At 42.9% G+C, this 14,091-nt stretch carries 17 protein-coding genes; 5 read left to right on the forward strand and 12 right to left on the reverse strand.

Annotated elements, in window-relative coordinates:
- Positions 1–284: 284 nt before the first annotated feature.
- The gene (locus tag JIG41_RS03725) at positions 285–2,003 is read left to right on the forward strand and encodes a bifunctional protein-serine/threonine kinase/phosphatase (RefSeq protein ID WP_036973029.1); all 1,719 of its coding nucleotides are present in this window, start codon (positions 285–287) and stop codon (positions 2,001–2,003) included.
- Here the strand turns inward: JIG41_RS03725 and JIG41_RS03730 are convergent.
- Together JIG41_RS03730 and JIG41_RS03735 are read right to left on the reverse strand one after the other, a co-directional pair.
- On the reverse strand, positions 2,000–2,869 hold the full coding sequence (locus JIG41_RS03730) for a U32 family peptidase (RefSeq protein WP_036973032.1): 870 nt from the start codon (positions 2,867–2,869) through the stop codon (positions 2,000–2,002). The genes JIG41_RS03725 and JIG41_RS03730 overlap by 4 nt on opposite strands.
- A gap of 8 nt (positions 2,870–2,877) precedes the next feature.
- Complete coding sequence (locus JIG41_RS03735) at positions 2,878–3,870, reverse strand: peptidase U32 family protein (RefSeq protein ID WP_199524276.1); 993 nt, start codon at positions 3,868–3,870, stop codon at positions 2,878–2,880.
- An 80-nt stretch (positions 3,871–3,950) separates the two neighbouring features.
- Between JIG41_RS03735 and JIG41_RS03740 the strand changes: the two genes are divergently transcribed.
- Positions 3,951–4,469 carry an SCP2 domain-containing protein gene (locus JIG41_RS03740; RefSeq protein ID WP_036973036.1) on the forward strand — a complete coding sequence of 173 codons (519 nt, stop codon included), beginning with the start codon at positions 3,951–3,953 and terminating at the stop codon, positions 4,467–4,469.
- A gap of 134 nt (positions 4,470–4,603) precedes the next feature.
- Here JIG41_RS03740 and JIG41_RS03745 read toward each other — a convergent pair whose 3' ends face one another.
- The gene (locus JIG41_RS03745; RefSeq protein WP_036973038.1) at positions 4,604–4,975 is read right to left on the reverse strand and encodes a hypothetical protein; all 372 of its coding nucleotides are present in this window, start codon (positions 4,973–4,975) and stop codon (positions 4,604–4,606) included.
- Between the two features lie 69 nt (positions 4,976–5,044).
- Positions 5,045–6,658, reverse strand: coding sequence for an MFS transporter (locus tag JIG41_RS03750; RefSeq protein WP_065978353.1), 1,614 nt, complete (start codon positions 6,656–6,658; stop codon positions 5,045–5,047).
- 278 nt (positions 6,659–6,936) lie between these two features.
- Here JIG41_RS03750 and narL point away from each other — a divergent pair, with 278 nt between their 5' ends.
- Genes narL through JIG41_RS03765 form a run of 3 tightly spaced genes read left to right on the forward strand, consistent with a single transcriptional unit; the run spans position 6,937 to position 9,149 of the window.
- A complete protein-coding gene (gene narL / locus JIG41_RS03755; RefSeq protein ID WP_036973040.1) occupies positions 6,937–7,590 on the forward strand; it encodes a two-component system response regulator NarL in 654 nt (217 codons plus the stop codon).
- A gap of 2 nt (positions 7,591–7,592) precedes the next feature.
- Entirely contained in the window at positions 7,593–8,849 is a 1,257-nt protein-coding gene (gene glp, locus JIG41_RS03760; RefSeq protein ID WP_199524277.1) for a gephyrin-like molybdotransferase Glp, read from the forward strand.
- A 15-nt stretch (positions 8,850–8,864) separates the two neighbouring features.
- Positions 8,865–9,149 carry a hypothetical protein gene (locus JIG41_RS03765; RefSeq protein WP_036973042.1) on the forward strand — a complete coding sequence of 95 codons (285 nt, stop codon included), beginning with the start codon at positions 8,865–8,867 and terminating at the stop codon, positions 9,147–9,149.
- On the opposite strand, the gene JIG41_RS03770 is transcribed toward JIG41_RS03765, so the two are convergent.
- Genes JIG41_RS03770 through JIG41_RS03805 form a run of 8 tightly spaced genes read right to left on the reverse strand, consistent with a single transcriptional unit; the run spans position 9,146 to position 14,090 of the window.
- On the reverse strand, positions 9,146–10,321 hold the full coding sequence (locus tag JIG41_RS03770) for an ATP-binding cassette domain-containing protein (RefSeq protein WP_199524278.1): 1,176 nt from the start codon (positions 10,319–10,321) through the stop codon (positions 9,146–9,148). The genes JIG41_RS03765 and JIG41_RS03770 overlap by 4 nt on opposite strands.
- Positions 10,322–10,335: 14 nt before the next feature.
- Positions 10,336–11,028, reverse strand: a complete 693-nt coding sequence (gene modB / locus JIG41_RS03775; RefSeq protein ID WP_036973043.1) for a molybdate ABC transporter permease subunit — start codon at positions 11,026–11,028, stop codon at positions 10,336–10,338.
- A gap of 4 nt (positions 11,029–11,032) precedes the next feature.
- A complete protein-coding gene (gene modA, locus JIG41_RS03780; RefSeq protein WP_075593990.1) occupies positions 11,033–11,785 on the reverse strand; it encodes a molybdate ABC transporter substrate-binding protein in 753 nt (250 codons plus the stop codon).
- 10 nt (positions 11,786–11,795) lie between these two features.
- On the reverse strand, positions 11,796–12,245 hold the full coding sequence (locus JIG41_RS03785; protein ID WP_065978350.1) for a molybdenum cofactor biosynthesis protein MoaE: 450 nt from the start codon (positions 12,243–12,245) through the stop codon (positions 11,796–11,798).
- Positions 12,246–12,247: 2 nt separating this feature from the next.
- Positions 12,248–12,493: a molybdopterin converting factor subunit 1 gene (moaD, locus tag JIG41_RS03790; RefSeq protein WP_065978349.1), complete on the reverse strand. Its 246-nt coding sequence runs from the start codon at positions 12,491–12,493 to the stop codon at positions 12,248–12,250.
- A 15-nt stretch (positions 12,494–12,508) separates the two neighbouring features.
- A complete protein-coding gene (moaC, locus tag JIG41_RS03795) occupies positions 12,509–12,979 on the reverse strand; it encodes a cyclic pyranopterin monophosphate synthase MoaC (RefSeq protein WP_065978348.1) in 471 nt (156 codons plus the stop codon).
- The gene (gene moaB / locus JIG41_RS03800; RefSeq protein ID WP_036973048.1) at positions 12,979–13,530 is read right to left on the reverse strand and encodes a molybdenum cofactor biosynthesis protein B; all 552 of its coding nucleotides are present in this window, start codon (positions 13,528–13,530) and stop codon (positions 12,979–12,981) included. The genes moaC and moaB overlap by 1 nt, the downstream gene beginning before the upstream one ends.
- Positions 13,518–14,090 carry a molybdenum cofactor guanylyltransferase gene (locus JIG41_RS03805; RefSeq protein WP_199524279.1) on the reverse strand — a complete coding sequence of 191 codons (573 nt, stop codon included), beginning with the start codon at positions 14,088–14,090 and terminating at the stop codon, positions 13,518–13,520. The genes moaB and JIG41_RS03805 overlap by 13 nt, the downstream gene beginning before the upstream one ends.
- Between the last annotated feature and the right edge of the window lies 1 nt (position 14,091).

A 14,091-nucleotide genomic window follows, 5' to 3' on the forward strand; every position in this document is an offset into this window, starting at 1 on the left:
TCTATAAATCATTAACCCATTCTACCTAAAGCACGCGCTTTTTATGAGGCTCTACCCACAATGCCACAACTTAAAAATATCAACAGACAAAAACGACGAATAAAATAAAAAGCACATAAAAATCAAAACATTAAAAACAACAACAATTACCCCAAAAGAGGTAGTTAAGCTTATTTGATAATAAACAGACCCGAAAAACTGACCGTTTATTGATCTGTACAGGTTGAATACTCCCCCCGTTTTCTTGCACTATTTTGATATTATTTCAAAGCTAACTACACATTATGCAAAGCACTCAGGTTGATGCAGGATTTCATACCTCACGCGGAATAAAAGAAATCAACGAAGATTGCGCAGGTCTTTTTATTCCAAAAGATGAGTACCTCAGCAATATTAAAGGTGCCGCATTTTGTGTTGCCGACGGTGTCAGCTCAGCAGAAGCAGGTAAAGAAGCGAGCGAAACAGCCGTTGAACGCTTTCTTAGTGAATACTTTAAAACCCCCGATACATGGTCTGTTAGTCGCAGTGGCGAACAAGTATTATCGGCAATCAATTTACGTCTTTTTCGCAAAAGCCATGCATTTTCACAAGAAAATAAAGGCTACTTATCAACCTTAAGCTGCCTGATTTTAAAAGGAAATCATGGTCATATTTTTCATGTGGGTGATAGTCGAATTTATCGCTTTAGAAATGGAAACTTAAAGCAACTCACAGCCGATCACACCACCAATTTAGGGCAAGGAAAATCGTTTTTATCGCGTGCCATTGGCATGGATAACAACTTACACATTGATTACAGCAGCAATGAATTACAACAAGGTGACATTTACTTATTAAGCTCTGACGGGGTGCATGATTTTCTCCCGACCGATATCTTAATAGATAACTTATTGAGTTATCAGCCAGCCTCTAAAATAGCAGAGCAACTGTGTATAGAAGCCAAAAAGCATGGCAGTGATGACAACATCAGTTGTGTCGTTTTAAAAATAAAAGAACTGGCATATCAAAATGAAGCTGAATATAGCGCTGAGCTCACAAAATTGCCTTTTCCACCGCCGCTTAAAGCAGGTATGAAATTAGATGGTTATCTTGTCATTGAAGAGCTGTTTGCCTCATCACGTAGTCAACTTTATTTAGTGGAAGATGAGCTTACAAAAAAGCGTTACGCAATGAAAACGCCTTCAGCCAACTTTGACGACGACACACATTACATCGACCGCTTTATTAAAGAGCAATGGATTGGCAGCCGAATTGACTCCCCTTATGTCGTAAAAATTTATCAACATTCACGGCCAAGAAGTGCCCTGTATTATTTAATGGAATGGCTCGATGGCACCAGCCTCGACAACTGGTTAGCTGAGCATCAGCCCCTAAAACCTAAACGAGCAATCGCCATCGTTAAACACATTGCAGCGGCCTTAAATGCTTTTCATAGTAATGATGCGATTCACCAAGATCTCAAACCTGGCAATGTGATGGTATTAGAAAATGATGAAATCAAACTGGTTGATTTTGGTTCCGTGTTTGTTGCTGGAGTTGCGGAGCTTTATCAGCCAATAGAACATCAAGGGGCCCTTGGCACGGCCAGCTATTCAGACCCTAATTATTTGCTGGGCAAAAATGCTGCCGTGCAAGGTGATGTGTATAGCCTCGCGACTATTTGCTATGAATTATTTACTCACCATTTACCCTATGGCGAAAAAGTTGAGCAATGCACAAGCATGGCAGACTACGACAAACTGCGTTATCACAGTGCCATTAAACATAACCCCGTTATTCCAATTTGGTTTGATAAAGCACTGCAAAAAGGGGTTAGTTTTGATTTAACAGAGCGCTATCAAACCGTGGATGCACTCATGCATGACTTAACCGTCCCTAATCCTGAATTTTTAAAACCGGATCCTGAACCGAAGGAAGCCAGCAGTTTATTATTTTGGAAAATGGTAAGTGGTTTTTGGTTTATCACACTGGCTCTCATATTGTATTTATTTAGCCAGCACTAAGACTGGCAATGCATACCCGCAATGTGATGCCAAAAGCCATTAATATGTTCATCCGGTCGCTTAGAGTCGGTGCCCAAAGCAAACGACTCAATCCATTGTAAGTCGTCCATATCGTGCATACTTAGCCGCGCGATATCCGCACTGCTATTAAGTGCATGGCGGTCTTCACACAAGTTATACACTTGCCCAGACATTGTTTGAATGCCATTTAAGGTAAACACCTTTTTACCGTCTTGGCTGTGGGTCATTAATCCCGAAGGGTGCTTTTGACAAATGAGCTCACATTGATCTTTAGCTAAGTCATAATGGCGAGCCGTGAAGCATCGCGCACTGTAAGCCAAAGGCAACAAGCCATAACTAAACACTTCAAATTGCATCGGTAAATCTGTCAAACCCGCGTATTCGTGTTTTAAAGCCACCAGCCAATCTCTCGACAATTCAACAGGCATAACCCAGCGCACAGCTCCCATTTGAGCAAACTTTGCTAGCGTATAACCGTTATAAACATTAATTGCGGGGCCAATCACAAATGGTAATCCCAAGCTATGTAATTGCTGCACGGCGGCAAGATCATTCGCCTCTATTAAATACGCGCTTTGACGACACACACGTTTTAACTCTTGAAGTTGAGCCCCCGACTCCAACAAGGCTAAGCTAGACAGCACCACTTCTTTTCCTGCTTGCTCTAGCATTTTAGCCCACTCAAGGTAATCATTTAGGCGACTTAAACGCCGCTTTCCACAGACGGTTTCGCCTAAATAAACAATATCGGCTGTCGACTGCGCTACCCGCTCATAAAATTGTTCGAGCAACTCCTTTTGCCACAAAAACAACATGGGCCCTACCGCAACTTTTAACTGTGTCATTGTTACTCCTATTTCCACTTGCGATGATACGCACCTAAGGTGGTTTGCTGCCCCTCAGATAAACTGTCCAGCGTCGTTTGCCAATGCGTTTCAACACTGAAGTCAGTCACATTTTGCTTTGCATGGTCAATAGCCTGTCGCCAAACGCGTGTAACTTGCTCAACATAGGCAGGGCTGCGCTGTCGGCCTTCAATTTTAACGGCCGCAATATTCATGGCTAATAACTCAGGTAACAGAGAAAGTGTATTTAAGCTCGTTGGCTCTTCTAAGGCATGGTAGGTTTCGTTATTAACAACAAAACGCCCTTTACATAACGTTGGATAACCGGCTTGCTCATCGTCAGTGAACTGATCAATCAATACATCATTCAAGCGTGATTGCATTAGAGCGCCCTGTTGTTGCCAACGAACAAACTTGGCCGGCGAACAGGCACCTGTTGTATTAGGTGATTCGCCTGTTAAATATGAAGATAAATAACAACGCCCTTCGGCCATAATACATAAACTACCAAAGGCAAAAAGCTCAAGTTCGATGTCGGTGGTGGTTGCCAATTGCCTGACCTGTTGCAAACTTAATACCCTAGGCAATACCACTCGCTTCACACCAAACTGCTTATAAAAATCAATTGCGAGTGCATTTGTCACCGATGCCTGCACACTGACATGCATTTCTTGGTGCGGATAATTATTCGCAATAAAATCAAGCGCAGCAATATCAGCAACAATCAGGGCATCTACCCCCACTGCAATCGCTTCATCAATGGCATGCTTCCATCTTGTAAAATGATTGGGGTGAGCAAAGGTGTTAATAGCAACATGCAATTTTCTTTTATGCTGCTGACAATAGTCTGCCGCTTCAACGAGTTGCCGCTCATTCAAGTTAAGGCCCGCAAAGTGACGCGCATTGGTATCATTGTTTAAGCCAACGTAAACCGCATCAGCGCCTTGCGCAATTGCCCTTTTTAACGAGGGTAAGTTTCCTGCTGGGCAAAGTAACTCCATACCCACTCCTGATTATTTAAACTAAGAAATAAATTATCAATAATGGTAAGCCAGCAAACCTAATAAGGTAATCTACTAATATGATTAGTCTCACTGATATTATGAAGCATAAAACTCCGCCATTTTTTACCCCGAAATGGCTAACTGCTATTACTCATCTCACGCCAACCGCAGGCATAAGTTGGCTGATAGAACAGCGAATAAACCTCATTTTTAAAACACAGATCAACGACGGTGAGCTCGACTTTTTAATTGATAAACAGTTATGCATTGACGTCGATAACCTGCCACTCAGCTTGCTTATTTCGCTCAATGCGACCTCTAAACGGTTAACTATTTTCTCTATAAAACCGTGGTTACTCCCTAAAGAACACCTCAAATACGACGGAAAGTTAACAGGGAGTAGTGATACATTTTTAAGTTTGATGAGTGGAAAATACGACCCTGATACACTTTTTTTCTCACGTAAATTAGCAATCCAAGGCGACACAGAACTGTGCCTAACTGTTAAAAACTGGCTCGATACGCAAGACCCACAAGCAAGCTTGCCAGACTGGTTATTTAATCAGTTAACAGAGTACGTAGAGTCATTACAATAAAAAGAAGGCAGCGAGTAGCTGCCTTCTTTTTACATTTAGGAGAGTTGTGCACAGAGCACACTAACGGCCATTAATCAGTTTAATATCGACCACTTACTTTGTGCCATTATTGCCGTGCAATTTTTTATACTGACTTAACTACCGACCATTTCTACAAGGTTATCTTCTCTGTCGAGGACAACATACAACGCCGTGTTTTTACCACTTTGTACGTCTTTAATCATCGCCTTCATGCTACTTTCAATCAGGCTGACCTCTGTATTAGCACCAATACTGGTGACAAATAATAAATCCCATGCTTGGTTTATGTTATCTGCTTCGTGACAAAGCGCCGTATAGTCAGTTAACTCACTGGGCAGTTTATCAACACACATAACAGGCTCAATCACGCCTTTATTGACATCGTTAACTGAACTCTCAACATTTGCTTTTGTAAATAACAACAATAGCTTAACGGGTTCAGCTTGATGGCGAGCCATGGATAATAATTCTTGAAACTTACTCATATTCTTTTCCTGCAACAATAGAAAAAGAGCCAAAAACCGAAGTTGATGGCTCTGGACAAGTGGAGATCGTTATGGATTATAAAATTCGCCGTCTTTTCTTAAGTAGAACCACCAATTAATAATCAAACATAGCGCATAAAATACCGCAAAACCAATCAGTGCTACCTCAGGTGTTGTCGCTTTAATTTGCTGACCAAATACCATTGGAATATAAAATGCACCGTATGCAGCCACTGCCGAAGTCCAACCTAATACAGGGCCTGCTTGTTCTTTAGGAAACACCATCGCAATCGTTCTAAAGGTTGAGCCATTACCAATCCCTGTTGCTCCAAATAGCACTAAGAATAAGATGAAAAATGGCATAAAGAACTCTTCAGGTGTAGGCGACTGATAAGCCTCTTTCATGTAATAGGCCGCACCTAATGACGAGCCAATCATTACCACAGAACACACTTGTGTTACTAACGCACCACCCCATTTATCAGCAATCCACCCACCTAGTGGACGAATTAATGCCCCAATAAATGGTGCCATCCACGCATACATGAGCGCACTTGGGCCATTTGGGTTTAAGGTACTATGGGTCATCACACCATCAACCATAATGTGTTGAAAACCAAAAATAACTTTGATTGCTAACGGAAATGCTGCCGCAAAACCAATAAATGAACCAAACGTCATGGTGTAAATCGTGCTCATTACCCAGGTATGTTTATTATTAAAGATTTGATATTGCTTAGTGAGGCTTTTACCAATCGCCCCCGGTATCATCTTCAGTAAAAATACGGTAATAGCAACAACCAGCACCAGTACCAACTCTTTCGGTACCCCAAAGCCAGAACCATTTGCTGATTCAGGAAGCATCAGCCACAGACCAGCCGCCGCAGTGGCAAGACCAATCGTTAGCATCACAGAAATCATTGCAAATGCACTCAGAGGGCTGCCTAAGTTTGGTGACACTTCTGGCGTGCGAATGTTATTCATACCAAACCATGTTGCAAAGAACAGCGGTATTAAGAACAGTAGCCATAAAAAACCACCGTTTTGCAGCCAAGTTTCAGAACCGGCTGGAATTTTACCAATCAAACTTCCCGACGTGCTCACCAACGTAATTGGATCGCCGCCCAATGCACCAAACACCCCATATGTCATAAACAATGGAATCAAAATCTGCATCGTTGTCACACCAAAGTTACCTAACCCTGCATTGAGACCCAGCGCTAAACCTTGTTGTTTTTTTGGAAAGAAAAAGCTGATATTTGACATTGAAGAAGCAAAGTTACCCCCACCAATACCCGACAACAAAGCAAGTAACTGATATTGCCACAATGGTGTCGTTGGGTCTTGTAATGCCAAGCCGGTAAATAGAGCCGGAATTATGAGTAGCGATGTAGTGAAGAACAGCGTGTTTCTGCCACCACAAAAGCGAATGAAGAAACTACTGGGAATACGTAATGTAGCACCAGAAAGTCCAGCTATCGCCGTCAGCGTAAATAGCTCATCTGCGCTAAAACTAAACCCTGCATTCATCATCTGAACGGTCAAGATTCCCCAGTAAAGCCAAACAGCGAAGCCACAAAGTAAACTTGGGATCGAAATCCATAAATTCCTTTGCGCAATTTTTTTACCTTGGGAATTCCAGAAAGCTTCATTTTCCGGTTCCCACTTGTCTAGTTCAGCCATATGCTGCTCCATTTCGTTCTAATTGAACTTACTATGCGCACATAAAATCAACTCAACAATTCACATTGATGGGTAAGCCACACACAGCATAAACAGCAAACAACTACCACTTAGTGGGTATATTTAAGCGTAAGCAATTGTTTATCATTAAATAATATAAGAAAGCTTAAGGTTATTAGGAGTAATAGGGAGGCTTTTTGGTGAATACTTTATTGATCCACGTTAAGATATTTTTAAACCGCCAGTCTTTCAGGCTAAAGCCAACAAAGAGTTAAAGTATGAATGCACTAACCAGCTCAATTTTATTAGTTGATGATCACCCATTGCTACGCAAAGGCCTACAACAGTTAATCGATTTAGAAGACGAACTCGTCGTCATCGGTGAGGCAGCAACAGGCAAAGAAGGGCTACAGTTAGCTATAGAGCACGATCCCGATCTCATTATTCTTGACCTTAATATGCAAGGAATGGATGGCTTAGAAACCCTTAAAGCCATGCGTGCCAGTGATGTTACATCGCGTATTATTATGCTAACGGTTTCTGATAACGATGAAGACGTGCTCACTGCAATCAGCTATGGCGCAGATGGTTACTTACTAAAAGACATGGATCCTGAAGAAATTCTCGAAAAAATAAAACAAGCGGCACTGGGTAAAATGGTGCTGAGTGAAAAGCTCACAGGGGTACTCGCCCAAGCTATCCGCAAACCTGATGTATCGCAAAAAGCGAACATCCTCAATTCACTCACTAGCCGTGAATTTGAAATCCTCAAGTTAATTGCGAAAGGGTTATCAAACAAGTTAATCGCACGAGAATTAGATATTTCTGATGGCACCGTTAAAGTGCACGTAAAACACCTGCTGAAAAAGCTAAACCTGCGCTCACGTGTTGAAGCTGCCGTGTGGATAATCAATCAGCAAAAAGGGGCTTAATAATGAATCAGTTTTCGAGTGAGCAGCCCCTGCTCTCTTTTCAACACGCTAGCGAAGCACTTTTATCAGACACGCCGTTATTAGTTAAAACAGAGACACTGCCTTTATCGGCTGCTCATCGTCGTATTCTTGCTGCACCGATTATCGCCGACATTAATGTGCCTAACGCAGATAACTCAGGAATGGATGGTTTTGCATTTCGTTTTAGTGACTTAAATGAACACACACATTTAAATATTATTGGCACTGCTTATGCCGGGCATCCATTCAACGGCGAATGGCAATCAGGTTGCTGCATACGCATCATGACAGGCGCACATATTCCGGCTGGTTTTGATACGGTGATTATGCAAGAACATGTCACGGTCTCCACTGAACAAACAATCACTTTAAACACTAAGCCTTGCTTTGCACAAAATGTACGTAAACAAGGTGAAGATATCAGTATCGGCAGCCAATTATTTGCATCAGGGCAACGCTTAACAGCCACAGATATCGGTATGCTTGCCTCGCTTGGTATTGCCTCTGTGAGCGTTTATAAGCCACTTAAAGTGGGGGTTATTTCTACGGGCGATGAACTTTTTGAACCCGGCACGCCACTTTCACAAGGTGGAATTTACGATACTAACCGTTACACGATTCAGGCTATTTTAACTAATTTAGGCTTTGCGGTGCAGGATTTTGGCATCATTGCTGACGACCCTGACGCGCTAAAGTTGGCTTTTGAAGAAGCACTTTCAAATACCGATGTCATTATTACCTCGGGTGGTGTGTCGGTTGGTGATGCTGATCACACAAAAACAGTGCTCACAGAGCTTGGCCAAATGCAGTTTTGGAAAGTAGCAATAAAGCCAGGTAAACCATTCGCATACGGTCATTTTAAGCATTTAACACAAGACGGCCACAACAAGCGATTTATGGGATTACCGGGCAACCCGGTTTCAAGTGTTGTGACATTGCATCAACTCGCGATACCTGCGCTTCGTAAAATGGCTGGTGAAACAGTGCGTACACAGCCTCCCCTTAAGTTACCTTTAGCGTGTGATATTAGTAAAAAACAAGGTCGCGCTGAATTTATTCGTGCATCATTAGTTGTCGATAACACAGGAACCTATGTTGAGCCTTTAAAAGGACAAGGTTCTGGCATGCTCAGTACTTTTGCAAAAAGCCAAGGTTATTTATTGCTTGATGCTGAAAAAACTCAGTGGCAAAGTGGCGACTTAGTGCCCTTTATTCCTTTTGATTGTGCATTAAATTAGAAGCAAAGCAGTCAAATGCAAACACGTAAACCTGACCGCGTCACCGCCATGCAGCAATTAATCGAGCAGGTAAAAGTAGAACTTCCCTTATACGAACCTGATACCTTTTTTTGTGGCACCGATAACTCGTGTATCGGCTGCCCTAAAAAGCTAATGGAGTTGGTTGATACCGAACTATGCTACTGGGAACACCAGCTGCAAATAGGCACAATCCCTAATTTTGACGATATTTCTCGATTCGCGAAGCTCTGCAAAAATGTAAAACGCGGTTTAGTAAGAAATAACTTAGTCGATAGTTAACCGTGTAATGCGTCCGCTTTACCTATTAAAAACCACGTTTCATCTAATTTAGGCTGTAATTGATTAAATGATAAGCGCGTGATCCACACATGCAATGATGCGGGTTTATGCACACCGTCTTGTTCGCTGTTAGCGAGCTTTACTTTCACCAACATACCTTGCTCTTTTCCCATATTAACGGGGTAAAACGCCGTGATACGCACTTTTAATTGGTTCACAAAACTACTCTCTGGTAGTGCTATTTTTGATAAACCCAGACGATTTGCTTTCAGTATTAATGGCTGCAAACGCCCTATTTGATGCTCTGAATTATACGCAGCAAAGCAGCGCTGCCCGCCAACGTGATACTCCGTTAAGCCCAGCGCAGGAAAGTGAGCATGAACCTGTCCGTAAAACATAGAGGTAAATTGACTTCCCTGTATGTTCTCACTCGATTGGCTCTCTAGTAACTGCTGCTGATAACGCTCAACACCTTCATCCACAGGGAACATTTGCCACTGTGTACTATTGTTTATCGTATGCTGCAATAAGCAGCTATCAGCTAAAGCTAATACATCATCCAGTTGGTGGCATGCTAACAAAGCAGCACCTTGCACTTTACAAAGATAGTCTTTTATAACCCCTATACAGGCTTGCTTATTAAGTTGATCGAGACCGGTAAGCACTTCATCTAATAATAATAAAGGCGCTCCTTTTATCATCGCAAGCAAAAGCGCAACGCGCTGGCGCTGTCCACCACTTAATTGGTGAGCCCGATACACTAGTTTGTCGGTCAGCCCTAAGGGGTCTATTGCCCAACTTATATCAAATGGCTGCGCTTGTTGCTTAGCAACCAACTTTAATAAAGCGGCAATGCTTAGGTGGTCAAATAACAAAGGAGACTGTGTTACGTAAGCGATGCGGCGCTTATGTGCTGGCATACCTAACTGCTGCTGCCCTGTTACTTTTAACCCGCCAGAAGCAGGAGCAACACCCGCAATTGCATTAAACAAACTGCTTTTACCTGTACCACTTGGGGCTAATAACACCGTTATTTGCAAGGTCTTAAGCTGACAATCAAGTTGCTGAGTAACAGGCTCTGAACAATTAAGTTCAATATGCGCAACCACAGGCTTAGACGTACACTGTGGGTCTGAAATACCCATGCTGCTGTCGCTATTTAATGCCATCATCTGTTTAAACCTATTCAAAGCAAGCTGGTTGGTGTACTTACACGCTGCGTTTGTCTTTGCCACCATTGACATGCAAACACAACGGCAAATGAGAACACGAGCATCAGCCCTGCAAGCATATTTGCAGCCTGAAGATTAAAACTCTCAACATGATCAAATAACGCCAGTGACACAACTTGAGTTTCTCCTGGAATATTACCGCCAATCATTAAAATAACACCAAACTCACCCACCGTATGGGCAAAGCTTAAAGTCGCAGCGGTATAAATAGCCGGTTTAATCATGGGGAGTACTAACCATAAAAACTGCTTCCATGGCTTAAAGCCCAATAAGGCAGCACTGCTGTATAAGTTATCAGGCAATTGTTCAAATGCACTTTGTAAGGGCCGAAAAGTAAAAGGTAAGCTGTAGATCATCGACGCCACTAAAATCCCCGAGAAGCTAAAGACTAACTGTATACCCAAGGTATTTTGCAGCCATAAACCGATACCTTGTTGCGGCGAAAATAACACTAAAAAGTAATACCCTAATACCGTAGGAGGCAAAACTAAAGGCAAGGTAATTAAGGTTTCGAGGAAGGGTTTTATGGCCCGTTTACTTCGCGCAAGCCAATATGCGCAGGGAATCGTTATTACTAACAACGCCAGCGTACTTAACGCAGCAAGTTTTAACGTAATAAAGATGGCTTGCAAGTCTCCCTCGCTCATAGTATTACCTATAGCCCATTGATTTTATTAACTGTTGTGCCTGTTCAGTTTGAACAAAATGATAAAACTGACGCGCAAACACTGAGTCTTTTACTAATAAAACATGCTGCTCAATTGGCTGATACCACTCACTGGGAATGGCGATAGCCGTGCCATTATGTGGTTGTTGCAGTAGGCTTTTTGCAATTAAGCCTAACTCTGCATTTTGGCTTTCAACATATTGAAAAGCATGCAAAATAGATCCTCCCGTTACTGTTTTTTTCGGCTTGGTTTGTAAATGGGCCAATACCTCAACCGCAGCCTGTCCATAAGGTGCATAACGTGGATTCGCAATAGCTAAAGTAATATGGGGCAAACGTGTCATAACGCCTTCCAAACTGTCATAGCCCTCAGACGAATAAAACACCAATTCGCCAAGCGCATACACTGTGCTTTCAATGCCAAAACCATCGGTTTTTAGTTGTGTAGGCAATATTGCATCGGCTGAAAAAAATACGTCATAAGGGGCTCCATAACGAAGCTGTGTTGCGAGTGTGCCTGATGAGCCAGTCACCACTTTAACCTGTATATCGGTTTTAACCTGTGCTTTGAATACTGGCAGCAACTGATCCATTACAGCGACAAAGTTAGCCGAGCAAGCAATCGTTAGCGAAGAGGATGTGTCTTTATCATTAGCGCTTGCAGGCGAAACACAGCACAATAAAACCAGCACAGTCGCTATCGTGTATGTGGTTAGTTTATTTGTTAGCCACTGCATTGTTTCAACCCTACAGCCACTGGGCAGCCGCTATTTGATCTTTATGATTGGCACTCACCCAACGAGTCTGCTCTCCTTCAACGTGCTCTTTTTTCCAAAATGGCGCACGCGCTTTAAGTAAATCAATTAAATACTGTGCCGCTTCAAATGCAGCTTCGCGGTGGACACTCGACACTGCCACCAGCACAATTTGATCTGTTAAGCTTAATTTACCAACGCGGTGAATTAAGGTTACCTTTTCCAAAGGCCATAATGACAACGCTTGCTGCTCTAACTGGGTAAGGTATTTCTCTGTCATCGCCGGATAATGCTCTAGATATAAACTATCAACTTGGTGGCCTTGATTAATGTCGCGAACACGGCCTACAAACATAACCACGGCGCCCGACACCGAGTCGTCAGCTAACATGGATTGATACTCTTCGTTCATATCGAAATCATGTTCTTGTACACGGATCATCACTAACCTCCAGTGACAGGTGGAAACATAGCAACCTCATCGCCAGTGCCGACCGCAGCATTATCATCAACCAAAATTTGGTTTACGGCCACTAACACATCTTTATCGAGTAACCAGGTGTGCCAACGCTCATCTCGTTCAGCCAATGTTTGGCGTAACTGCCTAACCGACATACCTTGTGCATCTAGTTGCACCGAGTCACAGCCTAAACGTTCACGTAACTGTGCAAAAAAAAGTACCTTATTCATTCATACTCCCCTTAATTAGCCAATATAGGTGCCGCGTCTGCCACCACTTTTATAGGTAACTCGCATGTTCTGTACTGTCATACCTTGGTCAACCGCTTTACACATATCGATAATAGTGAGTGCTGCAATCGATACCGCAGCTAACGCTTCCATTTCAACCCCGGTTTGCCCAACTAACTTGCAATAACTGTGAATATCAACCGCACTGCCTTGGTTGTTAATAGAAAACTCAACCGCCACCTTACTTAACGCCAACGGATGGCAAAGGGGGATCAAATCAGCTGTTTTTTTTGCTGCTTGAATTCCTGCAATACGTGCGACAGCTAATACATCGCCTTTGTCTAACTGATTTTGCTCAATAAGAGCGAGCGTTTCTGGCTGCATCACGACCGTTGCGCATGCACGCGCTTCTCGCACTGTTGCTGATTTATCTGCAACATCAACCATGCTTGCTTGACCACTTTTATCTATGTGGGTTAACTGCATTAATTCATCTCCCGAGAGTGGCATTGTTCAACACGATGTGATTTAAGCTCTGCTACAAAATTACATGGCCCACACCGCGAATCGAGTTGCTGACATAAAATCTCATCCCAGGCGGTAGCACACGCATTTGGGCTACCCGGCATAGCAACAACAAGGGTTCTATTCGAAAGCCCTGCTAACGCTCTGGATTGCAGTGATGAGGTGCCAATTTGCGAACAAGACAAATGCCTGAATAACTCACCAAAACCGCTCACAGACACATCAAATAACACATCGATTGCCGAAGGCGTAATATCATCTGGTGTCAGTCCAGTGCCACCAGAAATCAGTACCACGTCAATATCGTCACTGGCTATCCATGTAGCGACTTCCGCGCGTACTTTATAAATATTGGCTTTATGTAATTGTCGATTAAGCACATGATGCCCACTGTCTATGACTTTTTGCTGCAACAAATCACCCGCAGTATCTTGCTCAGGGCCTCGACTATTACTCACTGTTAAAATCGCTATGTTTAATGGTACAAAGCGGTTGCTTTTTACTCGCGCCATGCGTAATCCTTTTGATCAACCAAACAACGAGCCTGTGCCCATTGTTGTGGTGTATTAACGTTATATAGTTCACGACCCTCGCCATTTGACTCAAACAATTCAATGACGGCCGCTCCAAGCTCTTCAAGTAAACCACTGACAGAGCGCTGCCCATGCTCTAAACGTTGCTGAGCAATTAAACTCACGCGTTCAAGCCGATTGAGGTAACAAGGCAATACACTGTGTGCAAAGTAACAGGCACAATCTCGTCTGCGCCCTTGGTTGATAAGGGTGCGTAAACTTGTTTTAGATAGCAGCGGCATATCAATAGGAATAACAAGCGCATCATCATACTCAGCGTGATTCAAACAGGCATGAATACCTGCAACAGGTCCTTGCTGTACAAATTTATCAACGATAAAACCGCTGCTATTTCGACTCACAATGACCTCATCGCAGCCCGCGTCTTTAAGGCAAGCAATCGCGCGTGTTAATTGCGTTTGACCATTAATTTCAAGTAAAGCCTTATCTTGCCCCATGCGGCGAGAAAGCCCTCCAGCCAGAACAATACCCACTAACATA

The organism is Pseudoalteromonas sp. bablab_jr011, from assembly GCF_016464045.1.
In the GTDB taxonomy this organism is placed as follows: Bacteria; Pseudomonadota; Gammaproteobacteria; order Enterobacterales; family Alteromonadaceae; genus Pseudoalteromonas; species Pseudoalteromonas lipolytica.

What these genes read in the sequence shown, in the direction of transcription:
- moaB (WP_036973048.1), bottom strand. Translation starts at nt 13,530, where the DNA reads ATGGCGCGAGTAAAAAGCAACCGCTTTGTACCATTAAACATAGCGATT.
- JIG41_RS03735 (WP_199524276.1), bottom strand. Translation starts at nt 3,870, where the DNA reads ATGGAGTTACTTTGCCCAGCAGGAAACTTACCCTCGTTAAAAAGGGCA.
- JIG41_RS03725 (WP_036973029.1), top strand. Translation starts at nt 285, where the DNA reads ATGCAAAGCACTCAGGTTGATGCAGGATTTCATACCTCACGCGGAATA.
- JIG41_RS03745 (WP_036973038.1), bottom strand. Translation starts at nt 4,975, where the DNA reads ATGAGTAAGTTTCAAGAATTATTATCCATGGCTCGCCATCAAGCTGAA.
- JIG41_RS03750 (WP_065978353.1), bottom strand. Translation starts at nt 6,658, where the DNA reads ATGGCTGAACTAGACAAGTGGGAACCGGAAAATGAAGCTTTCTGGAAT.
- modB (WP_036973043.1), bottom strand. Translation starts at nt 11,028, where the DNA reads ATGAGCGAGGGAGACTTGCAAGCCATCTTTATTACGTTAAAACTTGCT.
- JIG41_RS03730 (WP_036973032.1), bottom strand. Translation starts at nt 2,869, where the DNA reads ATGACACAGTTAAAAGTTGCGGTAGGGCCCATGTTGTTTTTGTGGCAA.
- moaD (WP_065978349.1), bottom strand. Translation starts at nt 12,493, where the DNA reads ATGAATAAGGTACTTTTTTTTGCACAGTTACGTGAACGTTTAGGCTGT.
- JIG41_RS03765 (WP_036973042.1), top strand. Translation starts at nt 8,865, where the DNA reads ATGCAAACACGTAAACCTGACCGCGTCACCGCCATGCAGCAATTAATC.
- JIG41_RS03740 (WP_036973036.1), top strand. Translation starts at nt 3,951, where the DNA reads ATGATTAGTCTCACTGATATTATGAAGCATAAAACTCCGCCATTTTTT.
- JIG41_RS03770 (WP_199524278.1), bottom strand. Translation starts at nt 10,321, where the DNA reads ATGATGGCATTAAATAGCGACAGCAGCATGGGTATTTCAGACCCACAG.
- narL (WP_036973040.1), top strand. Translation starts at nt 6,937, where the DNA reads ATGAATGCACTAACCAGCTCAATTTTATTAGTTGATGATCACCCATTG.
- moaC (WP_065978348.1), bottom strand. Translation starts at nt 12,979, where the DNA reads ATGCAGTTAACCCACATAGATAAAAGTGGTCAAGCAAGCATGGTTGAT.
- glp (WP_199524277.1), top strand. Translation starts at nt 7,593, where the DNA reads ATGAATCAGTTTTCGAGTGAGCAGCCCCTGCTCTCTTTTCAACACGCT.
- JIG41_RS03805 (WP_199524279.1), bottom strand. Translation starts at nt 14,090, where the DNA reads ATGTTAGTGGGTATTGTTCTGGCTGGAGGGCTTTCTCGCCGCATGGGG.
- JIG41_RS03785 (WP_065978350.1), bottom strand. Translation starts at nt 12,245, where the DNA reads ATGATCCGTGTACAAGAACATGATTTCGATATGAACGAAGAGTATCAA.
- modA (WP_075593990.1), bottom strand. Translation starts at nt 11,785, where the DNA reads ATGCAGTGGCTAACAAATAAACTAACCACATACACGATAGCGACTGTG.